Consider the following 18,578-nt stretch of genomic DNA (forward strand, 5'->3'; position numbering starts at 1 on the left):
CTAATCGTCCATCTCGTGTGCTTGGCTTCGCAACGCGCTTTTAGAAAAAAGTGTTAAAATTCAATGATAAATAATGAATTTCAGCTTTGCACGAACTTGCTGTTTGACGCTAGCAGTACGAAAATAAAGCTCATTGCCTGAACGGCATGATGTAATTCACGGTCGATTGTGTAAATGCTTCCTACCGTCATTTTCTACCAGATAAGCTTAATAATAGCTATTTTGCGAGTGGTATCTTCAATAATGGTGTGTCAGCTTTTTTTACATCGCCCTGTTCTAAGCGGCTTTAAAAACATAAATTACCTGCTAAAACAGTTGATTGAAAAAGTGGTATGTTTTTTGATTGGTGTAAGTAAAATGAAGTGGGAGTATCACCAATGAAGTTAACGTTTTTAAAATCAATTCTTGCTGTTGGAATGCTATGTAGCATTTTGCCAGCTCAAGCAGCACTCGTTTTGGGGACAGGCTCAAGCGCACTGATCGGTGGCGATTTAACTGATCCAGAAAATAACGCATCAGCGTCTTCTAACGTTGGCTATGACGCAGTATTCAGAGCAAGCCATGAAAACATCTTCAATAATGAAGGTGCGTTCAATGTGTTTGATAACACGGTTGGCTCTGGTAATGCGAAATGGTGTTGTAATGGCCCTGGTACTCAAGCACAAGACCTAAGCCAATCAAACCTACGCAGTGTTTGGGTGGAAGCGGATTTCGGTTTAGATCGCTATTTCTTGAATGTATTTACGTTAGCTTCAGGAAATGATGTTGCGGGAAGAGATGCTGACCAATGGAGACTATTAGGGTCTAACGACGGCATTAACTATTCAGCCATTTATACGTGGGACAATAATGGACGTAGTGTATGGTCGGCAAGAAACCAGGTTGTAGAATTCTCTTCAGCAATGGGCGACTTTGCAACGCAGACTACAGCTTATAGTATTTTTAGATACGAAGCATATTCTACTATTAACCAAAGCTTACATCAGGTTAACGAACTAGAGTTGTTCGGTGTACGCGATGTACCTGAACCAGCTGGTATCGCAGCTTTAGGGCTTGCTATGCTATTGCTCGGAAGCCGTAAACTGCGTGCATAAAACGAAGCCTTTACGCTGATTAAGTTAAAAAATAGTGCAAAAGGCCAGCTTTTTAAGCTGGCCTTTTTTGATATTAAAACAACATCTGTAACGTTAGTTTTGTGTAATCAACGACACAACAAAATATTGCTCAATAGGCACGTTTTCAAACAAGGGTGCTAATGAGGCTTAAAAATACCAATTACGTTTTCGTTACTACGGGTAGCTGCGCTTACTTTTTCATCAGTCTGCGCTTCATTATGGCCACATGCCACACACTCTAACTTTTCCACGTTGTTCTCGAAATACAACGAAATGGTGTCTAATTCTTTGCACTCAGGGCAGGTTGCGCCAGCAACAAAGCGGCGTTTAACACGTTTTGACATACATACACCTTTATTAAATACGCACGTATTATACCGTTAAAACCCGTTCGTTGATCAGCTTTTGCCTGAAGTTTTTGATATCATACGCGCCCTGTGTCATTCCATATAGGTTACTTATGATTAAGCTTTCTAACGTATCGTTACTGCGTGGCAGAAAGGTATTACTTGAAGAAGCATCCGCTCAAGTATTTCCTGGCCATAAAGTAGCGCTAATAGGCAGTAATGGCTGCGGTAAGTCGAGCCTATTTGCCCTATTGCGTAAAGAGCTTAGCGTTGATGCGGGTGACTGTAGTTTACCGTCTGATTGGCGCATTGTTAGTGTTGCGCAAGAAACGCCTGCAACTAACAGAACCGCTATTGAGTATGTGATTGATGGCGATAAACACTTACGCAACCTGCAACAGCAATTAGCCAATGCAGAACAGCGTGAAGATGGTGTGGCAATAGGACAAATTCATGGCCAGCTCGATCAAGCAGGCGCCTATGATGTTGAATCGCGAGCCGCGACAATATTGTCAGGGCTGGGGTTCACTAATGCGCAGTTATCGTCACCCGTGAGTGATTTTTCAGGGGGATGGCGTATGCGTCTTAACCTTGCGCAAGCCTTACTGTGCCCCTCCGACTTATTACTGCTAGACGAACCCACTAACCATTTAGATTTAGATGCCGTAATTTGGTTGGAAAAGTGGCTTCAACGTTACGATGGGACCTTGCTTTTGATATCGCATGACAAAGCATTTATTGATAATACCGTCGCGCAAATTGTGAGTGTTGAGCATCAAAAGTTAGTGACCTATACGGGTAATTATTCGGCTTATGAAACGCAGCGAGCTGAACGTATTCGTCTTCAAAACCTTGAGTATGATAAACAGCAACAAAAGGTGGCCCACCTTAATTCTTTTATCACGCGGTTTAAGGCTAAAGCTAGCAAAGCAAAGCAAGCACAAAGCCGGATTAAGCAGCTAGAAAAAATGGAAACGTTAATGCCAGCGCACATGGCAAGCCCGTTTAGTTTTTCTTTCGCGCCGCCTGTCGCATTACCTAATCCGTTGGTGCAAATGGAAAAGGTTCAACTTGGATACGACGAACGTATCGTGTTGCAACAGGTTAAATTGAATTTGGTTCCGGGTAGCCGTATAGGTTTACTCGGGCGAAACGGGCAAGGGAAGTCCACGCTGATTAAATTGCTTGCCGGTGTACATGACCCGAAACAGGGTGTTTTCAATACCGCAAAGAGCCTAAAAATTGGTTATTTTGCTCAGCATCAACTAGAGACGCTTGATGCGAATGCAACACCAATACTGCATTTGCAGCGCCTAGACGAAAAGGCGACAGAGCAACAATTGCGCGATTATTTAGGTGGGTTTGGCTTTAATGGCGATGAAGCACTTTCTCTGGTTGCGCCAATGTCTGGTGGAGAAAAAGCGCGTTTAGTGTTGGCGCTTATTGTTTATCAAAAGCCCAACTTATTGTTGCTTGATGAACCGACTAACCACTTAGATCTAGAAATGCGTCATGCCCTTAATATTGCCCTTCAGGGGTTTGAGGGGGCGATGGTATTGGTATCGCATGATAGATTTTTACTCTCGTCTGTGTGTGAAGACTTTTATTTGGTAGATAGTGGCGCGGTTGAGCCGTTTAGTGGTGACCTTGATGACTATCGCGATTGGATTTTAAAGCAACAAGCTGCTGAAAAGGCGAGAGCGAATAGCGAAGCCAAAGAGGAAAGCCAACCGTCTGAGAGTAAACCAGAACGCAAGGTCGATAAAAAAGAAGAAAAGCGGCGAGCCGCTGAGTTTAGGCAAAAAATCGCGCCGCTCAAAAAAGCCATAGAGAAACATGAAAAGGCAATGGAAAAATGCGCGTCATTACTCGCAGAGTTAGAAGCCACGATGGCCGACACGGGTTTGTATAGCGACGACAGGAAATCAGAGCTAATGCTATTGCTGGATAAACAAGCCACACTTACTCAGCAGTTAGAAGAAGAGGAAATGGCGTGGCTCGATGCGCAAGAAGAAATAGAAAAAGAGCGAGAGGAGTTTGAAAATGCATAGTTTAGATGCCTCATCGTTTTGGCAATACTCTGTTTCTCGTTACAGTGTAGGTGATACCGCACCGGTTGCGTTGGTGTTGCAAGACAACCATGGGGTCAACGTAAACGTACTGTTGTTACTATGCTGGTGCTTAGAAAAAAACGTGGTTATTAATTTAATGCAGCTTAAAAAGGTGATAGACGCCGCAAGCCTGAAAGACGAGCACCTAATTAAACATAGGGAAATGCGCAAAGCCGCCCACCCTGATAATGGTGGTAATGCATTGCAGTATGACGCGCTAAAACAAGAAGAGTTAGCATTAGAAAAGCAGCAGCAGGCAGATATTATTGAAGCGTTTACGGCGCTAGAGGTAGCATCGTTACCTAGTGGGGCCTCTATGCCGAATAGTGGCGTGCTAAATGCGTCGATTGCATCTTTTATCAATGCATATGGTCTAAGAGACAGTGCTGAAGCGCGCCAACTGCTTAGCCACCTCGTTAAACAATTATCGTAAAAGAACAAGAATAAGCTATGAGTAAATCAGCGTTATCGCATGGAAAAATTTTAAAAAGTAGTTTTCGCGTACCAAGCTGGGCTAAAAACAGGCACATGCAAACCATATGGCCCCGTTTCATCCAAAAACGCTTACCGCTAGATTACACCATGGAACGGTTAACATTGCCTGACGATGACTTTGTTGATGTGGCGTGGGGCCCGAAACCCTCTGAAACATCAGGTGTGGTGGTGTTATTTCACGGTCTTGAAGGCAGCATTCGCTCTCATTACGCGAATGACATGATGGCAAAATTATCTGTGAATGGTTGGCAGGTAGTCATGATGCATTATCGAGGCTGTAGTGGTGTGCCAAACCTTAAAGCGCGCGCTTACCATTCTGGCGAAACAGAAGACCCACAGTTTTTCTTAGAATGGTTAAACAGTAAATTTCCGAGTATACCCAAAGTAGGTATTGGCTTTTCTTTAGGCGGTAATATGCTACTTAAACTGTTGGGTGAGCATCCTGCACAAAAGTGGTTGAATGCGGCTGTGGCTATTTCATCTCCGCTTAAGTTAGCTGAATGTGCAAAATCCATCAATCAGGGCTTCTCAAGGGTATATCAAAAATACTTACTCAATAGCATGAAGAGCACGCTGAAAAAGAAGATGGCGTTTATCGATTACCGCAAACTTATTCAACTAAGTAGTGACGATGTGAACGGTATTACTAACTTTATGCAATTTGATGAGAAAATCACGGCTCCACTTCATGGCTTTGCAGACGCTCAGGATTACTACGAAAAGTGCAGTGCTTACCACTTTCTAAGTGCGATTCACTGTAAAACATTGGTGTTACATAGTATTGACGACCCATTCATGAATCACCTTATTGTGCCTAAAGAAGAAGAGCTTGCGCGTAATGTAACCCTTGAACTTAGTGAAAGCGGTGGACACGTTGGTTTTATGCAAGGCAATATGCTTAACCCTACTGTTTGGCTGCACGAACGTGTAAAACGCTTTGTTAGCGAGGTGTTGCCAATAAACCCTGACACTACTTACTGCAGAACATTATGATTATACCCATTAACGAACTGGCTCCTGAAACGCTTTATAGCCTTGCTGAATCATTTGTATTACGTGAGGGGACTGACTACGGCGAAGTAGAAGCAAGTTTAGAAGAAAAGGTAACTCAAGTGCTTGTATCGCTTAAAAGTGGAGAAGCAGTATTGGTTTACTCTGAACTGCATGAAAGCGTAGATATAAAGCGTAAGGAAGACATGGTTTCTGACGACGAGTAAATCTGCTGGGCCACAGTTCCTCCGCAGACTATTCTTTCTCTGCTGAGCCTAGTATTTCAATGTCAACCGGTATACAGATTGTAACGCTTGTTCCTTTACCAGGGGCTGATGTTAGCTCAATGTCTCCATTGAGTTTTTGTCGAATTAGATTGTATAAAATGTTTAAGCCTAGCCCTGTGCCACCTTTGTCACGAGCCGTGGTATAAAAAGGCTCAAACACTTTTTTGTGCAACGATTTTGGAATACCTATCCCGTTGTCTTGTACTCTTAGAATAATATTTCTACCATCTTGAATACAGCTCACGGTGATTTTGTTTATGTCATTGTTTACTGCTGGGCCAAAAGCATGAAGCTGTGCATTAGTAATTAAATTAGTAAGTAGTTGAGCAATAACGCCTGGGCAGGTAGTAATAACTAGGTTGGGTGTAACATCTATGTTCAGCTCAACTTTTGCCTTGCGAAGCATTGGCTTTAAGGGGTTACATATACTTGGTATATATTCATCTAACGCAATGTCTTCAATGTCTAATGAGGTTTGATCGGCCGACGTACGCTTAAAGTCCTGCACTAATTTTGCCGCTCTGACTAAACTCGATTCTGCTAAATCTAAACACTCTGAACATATCGCGCCAAAGTCTTTAAATCCTTGCTCGGTTAATTTGTCACTTTCAAAGTCACGATAGGTTTTTTTCAACTCTTCTTTGCAGTTGCTAACAGACGTTAATGCGATGCCCAGTGGTGTATTAACTTCATGGGCTATTCCAGCAACAAGATTACCTAACGCGGCCATCTTTTCTGATTCGACTAACTTTTCTCTCGCAGTTTCTAGTTCTTTTGTGCGAATTTTTACATTGTGCTCTAGCGTTTGGTTAGCTTCGACCAGTTTAGCTTCGTACTCGGCCCGCTCGTTCGCACTTACCGCTCGACCGTATAGGTCGGCAAGTGATGCGGTAAAAACGATTTCATCAGCGTGCCATTCACGCATTGTTCCTTGGTGTTCACAGCAGATTATTCCAATCATGTTGCCACGATGGCGAATAGGTACATCCAGCATTGAAGTGATGCTGAGTGGCGTTAAATATACGTCTGCGAACTCAAAGGTTGCGATGTTCGTGAGCGCGTTGTCAGCAGCTATTGTTCGTTCTGAGTCTAGGGCTTCGAAATAGTGAGGAAAATCTTTTCGTGTTAGCACTAAGCTTTCATGTTCAAGATCGTTACCTTTGTCGATAAGCAAGGTGCATTGTATAAGCGTTTGCATTTCGTCATACAACCAGATACCCGCACGGGTAATGTTCAAACCTTCACATACCGAGTGGAGAATCAGCCTTGAAGCAAGGTTCAGTTCGCCTGCGTCAATATCCTTGCTTTGGCCAACACGCAGTAGAATTAACTCTAACGCTTCCTTCATTCATCGTCGTCCGGTTCAGTCGCGCGGATTTCAAGTATCCTATCGAAGTGCTCAAGCATAACGTGGGTAATCAACGGGTCGAACTGTTTACCCGCATTTTCTTGAAGATACGCTATTACTTCTTCAGGACGCCATGCAGCCTTGTAGCAACGTTTAGACAGTAAGGCGTCTACTACGTCTACAATGGCCATGATTCGCCCCTCTAACGGGATGGCGTCACCGGCCAACCCTTCTGGGTACCCTTGACCATCCCATCTTTCATGGTGGGTTTTTGCGATAATGGCACCCATTTTAGCAACGATACGATTTGACGCCGCGAGCAAATCGTAGCCTTTCTGTGCATGTGTCTTCATGACCTCCCATTCATCCGGAGTAAGCTTACCCGGCTTGTGTAGAATCGTTTCAGGGATACTGATTTTTCCAACATCATGAAGTGCGGCTGAGTATCTAATAGTGTCGATAAATTCTCTGCTTAGATGGAGCTTTTCCGAGAGAAACTCGGTCATCAGAATGACCCGCTTAACATGCCCACCCGTTTCTTTGCTGCGCATCTCGATTGCATCGCTAAGCACCATGATAAGTTCTTTCTGGGTCTTCTGAATATCTTCTTTTTGCGTAAGGTTTTGAAAAATAACCGCCACATTAGATGCAAACATTTCTAGGGTTTTGTGTTGTAATTCATCCAATGGCTGGTCGAGTTTCACATATAAAATATTGTGGCTATCCTCGCCTGTTGGATAGTACCCAATAAAAAGGTCCTTAGATTGGTAGTGGCTTTTGTTTTTTAATACCTGCCTAACTTCTTCTTCGATTGTTTCAGGAATTTGGTTTGAAATTCCAGGTTCACACAGCCCAATCAAATCGCCGCTGGTACCAAGAACCGTCATGGTTGTATCACCATATAAATCAGTGTGTTGCGTGGTCAGGTAAAGCACCGAGTTATTTAAGTTTAGTAACGTAAGGGTTTGCCTTAATACTGCGGTACCAAATTGGGATAAAGACTGACTGGCCAATACGGAAGACGACGATTTTATTACGTCTTCCATGCCGCGCTTGCCCTTCTCAATAGTTTGAATATCTCGATAAGAGCGAATTGCAGTGTAAACGCAAGATTTGAGTTTTAGCGACGATAACTCAGTTTTTGCCTTGTAATCGTTAATATCGTATTGTCTGATGACTTCCTCTTCAGGGGCTTGACCGGGTTGACCCGTGCGAAGAATCAAGCGAGTAGTATGATTATTTAGCTCGCTTCTAATGGCATCAATCAGTTGAAGGCCTGCATCGTCGGTTTCCATCACCACGTCGACAAACGCAAGGGCGATATCAGAGTGATCTCTAAAGAGGGCTAATCCTTCCGCCCCGCTGTGCGCTGATAAAAACTCAACTCCGCGATTCTCAAAGTTGAATCTACGTAGAATGAGTTTAGTGACTTCATGGACCCCTTCTTCATCGTCAATAATGGCTATTTTCCATGGGTCTAAATGAAGGTCAGGTTGCTCTTCGTTTGAATCTTTAAATAACGGCATAAACAGCGCTATAAACATTTGTATAGTTTAAACGTAAGCTACAAATCGCATTCTCGCAAACTAGCGAGATACGTTTTGTTCTAAAGTTCAATATCTGCATTTTTCTATGAAAAGCAAAAACTGACGGCTTATTAAAAGTTTGCACGACACTGGAAAAATTCAGCGTTACACTATCTTTGTTCTCGGTTTACGAGCAATATGCTCGCTATTTACTATATGGTTTTACAATGCGCCCTCATTTAAAAGTTCTTGTTATAGAAGATGCTGTTGATCTACTCGAACAAATCACTTCAAGTATAAGCAACACCATCAGTTATTTTGATAGAAACGATATTGAAATCAGTCTTTTGGAAGCAAGTTCTGTCGCAAAGGCACTGCAGGTGGTTCGCGAAGATGGTGATATTCAAGCTGTGGTTTTTAGTTGGGATGTTGTTACTAAATTAAGTGAATTATCTGGCATGTTGCCCGTCAATGTAATCAGCACAGAGGGTATGCTTAAGCCAGAAAATGATACTGAAGATAACGAGACAGTTGAAAATAACGCGAAGGTGATCGATGCCATTAAGCGCATACGGCCTGAGCTTCCGGTTTACGTTCTAGGCGATGCGGTAAAGGGTTTAGACATTGTAAATCAAGCTAACGGTATAGAATCGTTTTTCTATCGCAATGATATTATTTCCGATCCTGAGTCTATTCTTGGATACATCATCAATGATTTTGATGATAGAAATGAAACGCCATTTTGGACCGAATATAAAGAATATGTCGTCGAATCAAACGACTCTTGGCACACGCCAGGGCACAGCGGCGGTGCAAGCTTTAGAAACTCTCCTTATATCAGTGATTTTTACCGTTTCTTTGGGCGTAACGTATTTGTTAGTGATCTATCGGTCAGTGTTGATTCACTTGGCTCTTTATCTGACGGCACTCATGCGATTGGAAAAGCGCAAGCCGCGGTAGCAAACACATTTGAGGTGCGTCACTCGTATTTTGTTACCAATGGCTCTTCTACGTCAAACAAAATCATTCTACAGACGTTACTGCGAGAAGGCGACAAAGTCATCGCTGATAGAAACTGTCACAAATCTGTTCATTACGGCATCATTCAAGCACGCGCCATGCCCGTGTACTTGGACAGTGTGTTTAACCCAGAATATGGCATTTTTTCACCGCCTAAAATGGCGCAAATTGAATCATTGATCGAAGATAATCGCGACGCTAAACTCATTGTGCTCACCGGTTGCACTTACGACGGTTTGCTTACCGACTTAAAACAAGTGGTAAAGCTTGCCCATAAACATGATATTAAAGTGTTTATTGACGAGGCGTGGTTTGCATATTCGCTGTTCCATCCAGCGCTTCGTAATTATTCAGCCATTGCCGCGGGCGCAGATTATATCACTCACTCTGCGCATAAAGTGGTATCAGCATTTTCTCAAGCATCGTTTATCCATGTTAATGACCCTGATTTTGACAAAGATTTCTTTAAGGAGGTTTTTGCAATACACACAAGTACCTCACCAAAGTATCAGCTGATTGCTTCATTAGATGTTTGTCGTCAACAGTTAGAGATGGAGGGGTACAAAATTCTGAATGAGCTGTTGAGTAACGTGGCCGAGCTTAAATCACAAATGGCAAAGTTCAAACGACTCAAAATACTTTCACCAAGTGACTTTGCTTCTATGTTTTCACATTTTGAAAGCGACAATATAGGCCACGATCCGCTCAAAATTCTTATTGATGTATCAGCACTGCAGTACTCCAATCAAGAGATACATCGTTTCTTAATGGATGAAGTTGGTCTTGAGATAGAGAAGTTTACCCATAGCACTATTTTAGTTCTGCTGACGCTAGGCGGTATGCGTTCAAAAATTGTGAGGCTATACAACGCATTAAAGCGGTTAGATGATGGCGCGGTAAATCTAAGCACAAGAAAGAATAAAAGCCCATTGCCAGCTGATATCCCGCCGATTCATTTAGACGATCTGCCGTCGAAAGCCTTTTTCAGTAAGCGTGAAGCTATTGCATGGCAAAATAGTATTGGCCGCACCGCCGCGGGATTAATTACCCCTTATCCTCCAGGCATTCCACTCATTGTTCCTGGTCAAAAAGTAGAGCAGGCACATATTGACTACCTTCAAGCATTGGCAAGCCAAAAATTAACGGTACAAGGAATCTATGACGGCGAAATATACGTTGTTGCAGAAGAATAGAAAAACGTTTGGTAAATACAAAGAAGTCGAGGATGTTCAAGTAGTTAAGTGATTAATCTCCTTCGACTTCGATATGACTAAAACAATTTCTGCCCGCGTCTTTTGCTTTATAAAGTGCAATATCAGTTTGTTCTATTATTCGGTCGTAGCTCCATATTTTATGTCTACTATAGTTAAACGAGGCTACGCCAATACTAATAGTTACATAACCGAAGTCGGGGTTATTTTTATGTGCTATCTGCAAGGCAGCAACAGCTTTCAGTAGTTGTTCTGCTTTGTTTCTTGCGCCTGAACTGTCGGTATTGGGCAAGACACAGGCAAATTCTTCTCCGCCAAACCTGGCAAACAAATCTGTGCTTCGCGTGATTTTTTCACCTAATGTTTTGGCAACAAGGGTTAAACAGATATCGCCTTTGGCATGGCCGTAGTAGTCGTTATATTTCTTAAAAAAGTCTATGTCGATGAGTAGCAGCGTTAAAGGCCAGTTTTGTCGTGATGCACTGGCAATTTCAGCACTTATTTTTTGGTCGAAAGCGCGTCGATTGGGTGCGCCGGTGAGCGGGTCTGTCAACGACATGCTAACTAACGCATCCTCTTGTTCTTTGACTTTATCAATATACATAGAGAACGTGTCGGCAAGGTCAGCAATTTCATCTTTGCCGTCAATGCTCACATTGCTTAGATTGTCATAATTATCAGGGTTCGTAGCGATATCAACTTGCTTTTTGAGCTTTATAAGGCGGTGAACAATACGGGTGTGCAATAGATAAATCATAAGCAGTGTCAGCAGCAAAGTGACGGCCCCTGCAATAAGCGCAGTATGGAATTGCTCTTCTATACGGGCCTCTGTGCTTTCGGCATCCCGTTGCGCTGTCTCATAACGCATTGTTAACCGTAGGCTTAAATTATTCGCTACATCATTCACTAAATTTTTTACAAAGTTACCTCTACCAATGGTTCTGCCTGATACTCGCAGCGATTCTATCTGCTGATTGATAATCCCGTTGTCACCCATCAGCATAGTGAAAAGCATATTAATGTTTTGATTTCTGCTTTCTGAAAGCGATAGCGTGCGCAATTGCTTAAACGTTCCATGCAGTGCTTGTTCGATGCTTCTAAGTTGATAAATTCTATCGTATTGATCGAGCTTTACTGCAGATAGAGAAACGTTTGCGAGCAGTGCTGTTTCTGTTAGGTTCTGCGATGAATCATAGAGCTGCTGTACGAAAGAGAAAAATGCAGCCTTGTTCTCGCCAAGGTTATTTTGAATTTTAAGGCGCTGCTCCACAAGCGTTTCTAGTTCTTTTAGTTCCTGTTCAAGCGACGTTATTTGTGTTGAAAGAAAGCTTTCTTTTGCGCTATTTGCGTTGAACGAATTCCTAAGAGAAGAAAAGGTATCGTTTAGCTGCTTGCTCACTATGCGCCTTGTTGGCTCATTTGTAGCGTTGGACAAGCTAACGGTGAGAAAAAGCAAACGTTCCACACTTTGGTTAATCGTCGCACCCTCGACAATCACTGGGAGGGTGTCTACGGTCAAGCGTTCAAGCGATTGCTGCACATCGGCTAAACGCGTCAATATGAAGATAGTGACAAATGCAAACAGCGCTAAGATAGCCAGTTGCAAGTAGGTGAAATAAAGTATCGAGGTGCGCTTTGTCATCTCCTTCATGACTATTTGCTCTCTACTCGCTTTATTCGGTTTTCTAGCGAGCTTGATACGCCCCCGTTTAGACGAATGTTTTGCACAACTAAGTCTGATATCAATAGGTTGGTTTGACTTCTTATTTCACCTGTCTTGCCATTTTGGAAGCTTGTATAGCCGTCACCGCCGCGTCGTAAATAGTCTGTCGTTGCTACACTGTACCGTTTATTCTTGTCTAGCGGCAGTCCGTCAACGTAAACGCTTGTGACTCGCTTTCCCGCGGGTTGTGTTGGGTCGAAGGTAACTTCCATACCAGAAAAGTGAGGGAATGCGCCTTTTAAAAGCTCAACTTGGGAAAGCCCATTTTCTATGCCGCGTAACAGTGCTTCTCCGGTTAGTGAAATTTGAACAAGAGATGACCTAAATGGAAGCTCTGTCGCAACATCTCGTCGTGTGATAGGAGTATTTATGCGATAGCTTTTATTGCCACGGATGCTCCCTCCATTAATGATAGCAATATCGCTCTTTGTGTACGTTCGCATACTATCAGCAATAAAATTAGCGAATTCATTTTCCTCACTTCGAACACGCGCATGTTCGCTGGTAATGTTGTTTTGCCAGACACCAATTTTTTCATTTAATAACCGATCGAGCCGAAGTTGATAGCTATTTACTTGCAGTTGAATTGATGGCGATGCGACAAGGCTGGGTAGTTCGTACGATTGAACGCTCTCTAGCTCAACGTTGGTATTATTGATTGCTACATTGGCGACTACTGCCATGCCGCTTTCATCAAGTACCAATGTTTTTTTATGCGGCGTGAATCCGTGCCCCTTCTCTTTTAAACGGTTATCAGACATTAAGGCAATATCGATAACGTTCTCATCAAGAAGCGAGGATACAAAATCAAACGGATAAGAATAATGAAGCAATACAATATCAGCGCCCTGCTCTTTCAGTTGTTGCGCACTATTTTGTGCCGTGATTAGCGGGTCGAGAAGCGCAATATGCTGTAATAAATACTCATCGATAACGCGTTCGTTGAGCAGTGAAATAACCCCTAATTTAACGCCTTGCTTTTCGATAATGGCGGTAGTAACGAGTTCGTTAAGGGGAGCGTTGAAGCGTTTATCAATAACATTACTGGCGACAAGCGGAAATGCTGCCTCATAGGCGCGAAGTGATAGCTCGTCTTCAAAATAACTAAACTCTCGTTTAGTGACAGTCATTACGTCGGGTTCAAGCGAGTTTAAAACATCGATGATGTGTGAACCTCGGTCAAAAGACGCCATGGCGCTAGGCCCAAGTGAACCGCCACCAAAAATGAAGAAAAGAGGGGCTTTCTTTTCGCGCTGTTGATCAAGTAAATTTTTTAGCTCGGCATATCGGCCAGAGTAGGGGCTGGAAATATCGGGCATGTCAGCAGCAAGCAAAAGCGTGACGTGCCTAGCATTGCATGGAAGTACAATGCAGCAAAAGAGACATGCAATAAGTAACGCGGTTGAGCGTTTAGGCATGATAATGCTAAGTCCTTACTCTAAAAGCTACTAAATACCGAGCCCGGTATATTACACACTAATGATTACTGTATCGGTCGTGTGCACGATTCCTAGAGTACGCATGCCATTCGAGCGATGCAATTATCCTAAAGAACAAGGTTTATGTGTTATGCGTTTATCATGTCGCGATACTGAAAGGCACGCTACGCAACGTCGTATAGCGTAAAATTTGATAATTCAGACATAAAAAAACCGGGTTTGGGTAACCCGGCTCAACATTAGATTATTAATAAATTTAAAACGCGTAACGCGCAGTCACCTGCATAATATCTAAGTCATCAATCATTTCGTAGCTTGCGCCCACTGCCCATTGTGGTGTGATGTAATAATTAGCGCCCACTTTAATGGTAGCTTCACCTTCATCAATATCGTAGTAACCGACTTCACCCGCGAGCTCAATTTGGTCGGTAACCATTGAACGCAATCCAGCGTTAATGCTGTAGCCTGTGTCATCTTCAACATCGCCGTCTACACGTTCTAGGTTAGCGCCAAAATACGCATCGGTTGTTGCATTTACTGGCAAGCGATAACCAGCGCCTACTGTCAGCATATTGAAATCAAAATTACCTTCTTCGAAGAAGCTGTATTCTCCATTTAGAAACCAGTTGTTGTTTAGTAGGTACTTACTATTCACGGTTAGGCCATCTGGCTCAAAAGACTCATTATCGTCGAAGTCTATTTTAGTATAGCCACCCTCAACGTAACGCCAGCTTGGAGAATCTGCTAGTACAGAGAAAGAAGAAGTAGCAGTGAGTACAGCTAAAAGTGTGATTGTTTTACGCATGTGATAACTCCTTATTGATCACGAGCCCCTTTACCTTCTTTTGAACGACAGTGTTAGGGGCGTGGTATTGCTTCCTTAGAAAATTGGTTTCAGTGAAAACCTGGTTCCAATCTCTCTATTTACACCTTAAGGTGTGCTTCCACCTTATTATTTGCAGTGACTACGTTTGCAATGTCTTTGCCAACTTAATGACTTTACGTCCTCCATCTTCTATGGTATTGAAAATAAAGGATTTTGTTTTATTCTTAGTATTTCATTTATCTTCTAACGCCCTGTAATCTTTACCGGAATATCAACTTTGCTGTAATTGTGTCTCTAATAACCAACACATTTGCGTCTTACATGCAGCACGCCGGCTTGTATCCCTTGGCCCGACTCAACGTTTCCTAATCTAAAGCTACTGTAACATTATGATATTTATTGGATTAACGTTTTATTAGCCTTGGCTTTTAACCTTGGAACGCCTCTTGCTTTTAGACGTTGAAGTTGTGCTGCTTACTTTGTTATTAACTTCACATTGAGCGGATATTCGTGACATGCAGCGATGCGATTACCACACCATTATTTAGGAGAGGGAAGATGGATAAGGCTTTTTCAATAGAGCGCTTAAGTAATGCACACCGAAGGATACCGGTGTTTTCGCAACGGCTTTTTGTTTTAGTCGGCCTACTTTTATCATTATCGTCGCACTATGTATTTGCCGAGGATGTAGTCGATGCTCATCAGCCCCGTCAGTCAGCGCCAGTTTTGCAAGCGGTTATTGATGCAGCGCGTGAATCTGCTAAGGGGGCTTACAAAGAAAACGACCATGGTCTTAATAAAACGCTGAAAGCGATAGATTATCAAACATATCGCGCTATTCGTTTCAAGCCAGAAAAAAGTTTGTGGCGAGATAAGAAAGACTATGAGATTCAATTTTTTCACCCAGGCTTTCTTTATAACACCCCCATCACCGTGCATACCATAGGTGAAGATAACCAGCCCAAGCAGCTTCATTTTAATAGCGAGATGTTTAGCTACGATGGCGATGCAGCGTCACTCGCTGGGTTGACCGGCCAGAACACTGGATACGCAGGTTTTCGTATCCACTACCCTATTAAAAATGATCAATACAAAGATGAATTTGCCGTATTTTTAGGGGCGTCATACTTCAGGCTTGTGGGCAAGCATCAAGTATACGGTATTTCAGCAAGAGGGCTTGCAATTGATACGGCGTTACCTAAAGGTGAAGAGTTTCCTCATTTCACCGAATTTTGGATTGTTGAACCCAAAAAAGGCCAGCCTATTACGGTTTATGCCCGTTTGGAAAGCCCGTCGGTAGCCGGTGCCTATCGGTTTGTTATTCACCCTGATGTCGATACCACGGTAGATGTTCAATCGTGGTTATTTGCCCGTGAAGACGTGCAGAAGTTAGGCGTGGCGCCTTTCACAAGTATGTTTCTTTATGGTGAAAATAGTCAAAAGCGCCATGACGATTATCGCCCAGAAGTACACGATAGTGATGGGGTATTAATGGTTACGCACGCAGGTGAGGAAATTTGGCGCCCACTTGCTAACCCCAGTCGCCTACAAATTACATCGCTAAGCGACAGTGCTCCCGAAGGATTCGGCATGTTTCAACGAGATGGCCGTTGGGAAAACTATCTTGATGCTGAAGCTAACTATCACCTTCGTCCTAGTCTTTGGGTTACACCTCAACATGGCTTTGAGAAAGGGCGGTTAGAGGTAGTTGAAATACCCACTAACTCTGAAGTGCATGACAACGTGGTGGCGTATTGGATACCCGATGCCCCCCTGTTAGAGGGAGAGTCACGCTACTTTGCTTATCAGCTAAGCACTACAGAGCAGTATGCTTTTAATAGCAACGTTGCCACGGTTCTTCGCACTCGACAAGGTAAGGCGGTATTGCCTGGTGACGAGTTTGCAGATGAAAGTCTAAATACTACTCGCCAGTTTAGTGTTGACTTTGCCGTACCTGACGACGCAGACATTAACCCAGACGACTTAAGATTTGTTGTGCAGGGGATTAACGGAGAAGTGTCAAAAGTACGTGTTTACGCAGTGGACAATGGCCGTGAATGGAGAGGCACTTTTATGGTAAAGCCGAATGAAAGAAAAACAGTCGATATGCGGGCTTTCATAGAAGCAAAGGGTGAACGAGTAAGTGAGGTATGGAATTATGTCTATCAAAGTAAATAAGCTACTGTCGGCAACGACAATAAAGGGTGTCACGCCGCATTCAACAGCGTTATTCCTTGTCAAAGGAGAGTCGATGCGCTTATTCGTGATGGCAATGCTAGTGATACCCAGTATTGCATTAGCTGGATGGAGTCTTTACGAAATATTTTTGCCTAATGGCTTAACTGCATTGGAAATAACCCAGTTGGGATTAGGACTCACCTTATTTGCGTGGCTATGTATGGCATTTTGGACCGGCATTATTGGCTTCGTTTTGCAGTTGTTTAATATTGACCCGTTGAGTTTAACGAAGAACCAGCCTGCGCCTACAAAACAACAAACGCTATCGCAGCGCCACGCGGTGGTAATGCCAGTATACAATGAAGATACCCGTCGCATAATGGTGGGGTTTGAAGCCTGCATTCGTGAAATACTGGAATGCAAAAATGCAAATAACTTCGATTTTTATATGCTCAGTGACACACGTGATGAAGTGAAAGCCGATAATGAGTTACGCGCTTTTCATCGCTTATCCCGTCGTCTAGGCAACCATGCGAAGCAGGTGTTTTATCGTCGTCGCGAAAAAAACGATCATAGGAAAGTGGGGAACCTCAAGGATTTTTGCGAGCGTTGGGGCGCCAACTATGAATCTATGATTGTCCTTGACGCGGATAGCGTTATGACGGGGGAGCGAATGGAAGACCTCGCTCTCAGAATAGAGGAGAACCCAGACACGGCGCTGGTGCAAACTATTCCTATGCCGGTGCGCCAACATACTATGTTTGGTCGCTTTGTTCAGTTTGCAGCGCATTTGTACAGCCCTATGTTGGCGACAGGGTTGTCGTTTTGGCAAACCGACAGTGCTAACTATTGGGGGCACAATGCAATTATTCGTATCCAGCCATTTATACAACACTGTGGCTTACCTACCCTAGCAGGGCGAGCGCCGTTTGGTGGAGAAATCTTAAGCCATGATTTTGTCGAAGCCGCGTTACTGCGCAGAGCTGGCTGGAAGGCTTATTTACTGACTGACACTACAGGCAGCTATGAAGAAGTGCCCAGCAACGTTATCGATTACGCTATCCGTGATCGCCGGTGGGTGCAAGGTAACATTCAGCACTTAGGTTTGTTAAACGTAAAAGGGCTTAAGGTTGCCAACCGTCTCCACTTTTTGTTTGGTGCATTTGCCTATATATCGTCTCTGGTTCTGTTTTGTATGTTAGCGCTAGGTACAACAGATGCACTTATCCGGGCAACATCAGTGCCTGATTTTTTTATGTCCGAATATCAACTTTTTCCAACATGGCAGGTGGCAAGGCAGGACATGATGATAGTTACCATGTGGGGTACTGCGGCGCTATTGTTTTTACCTAAAGTGCTGGGTATTACGCTAGCGCTACTGAAACGGCGAGCTGAATTTGGCGGTGCATTTTCACTGATTAAAAGCGCTTCTGCTGAGTTGTTGATGGCAGTGTTAATTGCGCCTTTGATGATGTTTTACCACAGTTACTTCGTTGTAAGTGTGTTAATAGGTCACAGTGTTAAATGGGAAGCACAAGAGCGGGAGGGCCGCAATGTGCCTTGGCGAATTGCCATTAAGCATACGCAGCTATTGAGTAGCATAGCGATTGCATGGGGAACGACGACATTTTATTTCACTCCATCGCTTTTTATGTGGTTACTGCCGGTTTTAGTGGGTATGGTGCTAGCTGCGCCGATTATCCGTCTATCAAGCAGCGAGTGTATAGGCCGCGCAATGCGTGAGCGCGGTATATTGCTCATTGATCAGGAAATTAATGAATGTAAAGCGCTTAAGCGTTTACGTGTATCAATTAAGCACTTCGCGATTTCACACTATGCTGCCAAGGTACCTGCGTTACCTAAGAGCAATAATACAGTGATGGTAGCGCAAACGTTAACGCAAAACCCATTACCCATGCGCCCTGTGATTGTTGGGAATGGATAGGTAAAGCAGACGCGTAA

At 43.4% G+C, this 18,578-nt stretch carries 14 protein-coding genes; 8 read left to right on the plus strand and 6 right to left on the minus strand.

Going from position 1 to position 18,578, the window contains the following annotated elements; translation table 11 throughout:
- Window positions 1–377: 377 nt before the first annotated feature.
- Window positions 378–1,094, plus strand: coding sequence for a PEP-CTERM sorting domain-containing protein (locus AC27EZ_RS09330; protein ID WP_487135064.1), 717 nt, complete (start codon window positions 378–380; stop codon window positions 1,092–1,094).
- Window positions 1,095–1,252: 158 nt separating this feature from the next.
- Here AC27EZ_RS09330 and AC27EZ_RS09335 read toward each other — a convergent pair whose 3' ends face one another.
- Entirely contained in the window at window positions 1,253–1,459 is a 207-nt protein-coding gene (locus AC27EZ_RS09335) for a YheV family putative zinc ribbon protein (RefSeq protein ID WP_487135065.1), read from the minus strand.
- 116 nt (window positions 1,460–1,575) lie between these two features.
- Here AC27EZ_RS09335 and AC27EZ_RS09340 point away from each other — a divergent pair, with 116 nt between their 5' ends.
- The 4 genes from AC27EZ_RS09340 to AC27EZ_RS09355 are packed head-to-tail and all read left to right on the plus strand — an operon-like array spanning window position 1,576 to window position 5,285.
- Window positions 1,576–3,513, plus strand: coding sequence for an ATP-binding cassette domain-containing protein (locus AC27EZ_RS09340; RefSeq protein ID WP_487135066.1), 1,938 nt, complete (start codon window positions 1,576–1,578; stop codon window positions 3,511–3,513).
- Entirely contained in the window at window positions 3,506–4,006 is a 501-nt protein-coding gene (locus AC27EZ_RS09345) for a TIGR02444 family protein (protein ID WP_487135067.1), read from the plus strand. Before AC27EZ_RS09340 ends, AC27EZ_RS09345 begins: the two co-directional genes overlap by 8 nt.
- A 17-nt stretch (window positions 4,007–4,023) precedes the next feature.
- Window positions 4,024–5,061, plus strand: coding sequence for a hydrolase (locus tag AC27EZ_RS09350; RefSeq protein WP_487135068.1), 1,038 nt, complete (start codon window positions 4,024–4,026; stop codon window positions 5,059–5,061).
- Window positions 5,058–5,285 carry a YheU family protein gene (locus tag AC27EZ_RS09355; RefSeq protein WP_487135069.1) on the plus strand — a complete coding sequence of 76 codons (228 nt, stop codon included), beginning with the start codon at window positions 5,058–5,060 and terminating at the stop codon, window positions 5,283–5,285. The genes AC27EZ_RS09350 and AC27EZ_RS09355 overlap by 4 nt, the downstream gene beginning before the upstream one ends.
- Window positions 5,286–5,313: 28 nt before the next feature.
- On the opposite strand, the gene AC27EZ_RS09360 is transcribed toward AC27EZ_RS09355, so the two are convergent.
- Entirely contained in the window at window positions 5,314–6,693 is a 1,380-nt protein-coding gene (locus AC27EZ_RS09360) for a sensor histidine kinase (protein WP_487135070.1), read from the minus strand.
- Complete coding sequence (locus AC27EZ_RS09365; protein WP_487135071.1) at window positions 6,690–8,219, minus strand: DUF3369 domain-containing protein; 1,530 nt, start codon at window positions 8,217–8,219, stop codon at window positions 6,690–6,692. The genes AC27EZ_RS09360 and AC27EZ_RS09365 overlap by 4 nt, the downstream gene beginning before the upstream one ends.
- Before the next feature lie 227 nt (window positions 8,220–8,446).
- Between AC27EZ_RS09365 and AC27EZ_RS09370 the strand changes: the two genes are divergently transcribed.
- Window positions 8,447–10,432 (plus strand): aminotransferase class I/II-fold pyridoxal phosphate-dependent enzyme, encoded by a 1,986-nt coding sequence (locus AC27EZ_RS09370; RefSeq protein WP_487135072.1) that lies wholly within the window; start codon window positions 8,447–8,449, stop codon window positions 10,430–10,432.
- A 52-nt stretch (window positions 10,433–10,484) separates the two neighbouring features.
- Here AC27EZ_RS09370 and AC27EZ_RS09375 read toward each other — a convergent pair whose 3' ends face one another.
- From AC27EZ_RS09375 to AC27EZ_RS09385, 3 genes are all read right to left on the minus strand, one after another.
- Window positions 10,485–12,101, minus strand: coding sequence for a diguanylate cyclase (locus AC27EZ_RS09375; protein ID WP_487135073.1), 1,617 nt, complete (start codon window positions 12,099–12,101; stop codon window positions 10,485–10,487).
- A gap of 2 nt (window positions 12,102–12,103) precedes the next feature.
- Complete coding sequence (locus AC27EZ_RS09380; protein ID WP_487135074.1) at window positions 12,104–13,591, minus strand: bifunctional metallophosphatase/5'-nucleotidase; 1,488 nt, start codon at window positions 13,589–13,591, stop codon at window positions 12,104–12,106.
- A 277-nt stretch (window positions 13,592–13,868) separates the two neighbouring features.
- On the minus strand, window positions 13,869–14,417 hold the full coding sequence (locus AC27EZ_RS09385; RefSeq protein ID WP_487135075.1) for an outer membrane beta-barrel protein: 549 nt from the start codon (window positions 14,415–14,417) through the stop codon (window positions 13,869–13,871).
- 579 nt (window positions 14,418–14,996) lie between these two features.
- Here AC27EZ_RS09385 and AC27EZ_RS09390 point away from each other — a divergent pair.
- Complete coding sequence (locus AC27EZ_RS09390; protein WP_487135076.1) at window positions 14,997–16,616, plus strand: OpgD/OpgG family glucan biosynthesis protein; 1,620 nt, start codon at window positions 14,997–14,999, stop codon at window positions 16,614–16,616.
- On the plus strand, window positions 16,597–18,561 hold the full coding sequence (mdoH, locus tag AC27EZ_RS09395; RefSeq protein WP_487135077.1) for a glucans biosynthesis glucosyltransferase MdoH: 1,965 nt from the start codon (window positions 16,597–16,599) through the stop codon (window positions 18,559–18,561). The genes AC27EZ_RS09390 and mdoH overlap by 20 nt, the downstream gene beginning before the upstream one ends.
- Window positions 18,562–18,578: the final 17 nt, after the last annotated feature.

The organism is Alteromonas sp. 4NH20-0056 (genome assembly GCF_057539655.1).

Excerpts from the sequence above, each read along its gene's own strand:
- AC27EZ_RS09380 (WP_487135074.1), bottom strand. The coding sequence starts at position 13,591 with ATGCCTAAACGCTCAACCGCGTTACTTATTGCATGTCTCTTTTGCTGC.
- AC27EZ_RS09355 (WP_487135069.1), top strand. The coding sequence starts at position 5,058 with ATGATTATACCCATTAACGAACTGGCTCCTGAAACGCTTTATAGCCTT.
- AC27EZ_RS09385 (WP_487135075.1), bottom strand. The coding sequence starts at position 14,417 with ATGCGTAAAACAATCACACTTTTAGCTGTACTCACTGCTACTTCTTCT.
- AC27EZ_RS09330 (WP_487135064.1), top strand. The coding sequence starts at position 378 with ATGAAGTTAACGTTTTTAAAATCAATTCTTGCTGTTGGAATGCTATGT.
- AC27EZ_RS09365 (WP_487135071.1), bottom strand. The coding sequence starts at position 8,219 with ATGCCGTTATTTAAAGATTCAAACGAAGAGCAACCTGACCTTCATTTA.
- AC27EZ_RS09360 (WP_487135070.1), bottom strand. The coding sequence starts at position 6,693 with ATGAAGGAAGCGTTAGAGTTAATTCTACTGCGTGTTGGCCAAAGCAAG.
- mdoH (WP_487135077.1), top strand. The coding sequence starts at position 16,597 with ATGTCTATCAAAGTAAATAAGCTACTGTCGGCAACGACAATAAAGGGT.
- AC27EZ_RS09370 (WP_487135072.1), top strand. The coding sequence starts at position 8,447 with ATGCGCCCTCATTTAAAAGTTCTTGTTATAGAAGATGCTGTTGATCTA.
- AC27EZ_RS09375 (WP_487135073.1), bottom strand. The coding sequence starts at position 12,101 with ATGAAGGAGATGACAAAGCGCACCTCGATACTTTATTTCACCTACTTG.
- AC27EZ_RS09340 (WP_487135066.1), top strand. The coding sequence starts at position 1,576 with ATGATTAAGCTTTCTAACGTATCGTTACTGCGTGGCAGAAAGGTATTA.
- AC27EZ_RS09350 (WP_487135068.1), top strand. The coding sequence starts at position 4,024 with ATGAGTAAATCAGCGTTATCGCATGGAAAAATTTTAAAAAGTAGTTTT.
- AC27EZ_RS09390 (WP_487135076.1), top strand. The coding sequence starts at position 14,997 with ATGGATAAGGCTTTTTCAATAGAGCGCTTAAGTAATGCACACCGAAGG.
- AC27EZ_RS09335 (WP_487135065.1), bottom strand. The coding sequence starts at position 1,459 with ATGTCAAAACGTGTTAAACGCCGCTTTGTTGCTGGCGCAACCTGCCCT.
- AC27EZ_RS09345 (WP_487135067.1), top strand. The coding sequence starts at position 3,506 with ATGCATAGTTTAGATGCCTCATCGTTTTGGCAATACTCTGTTTCTCGT.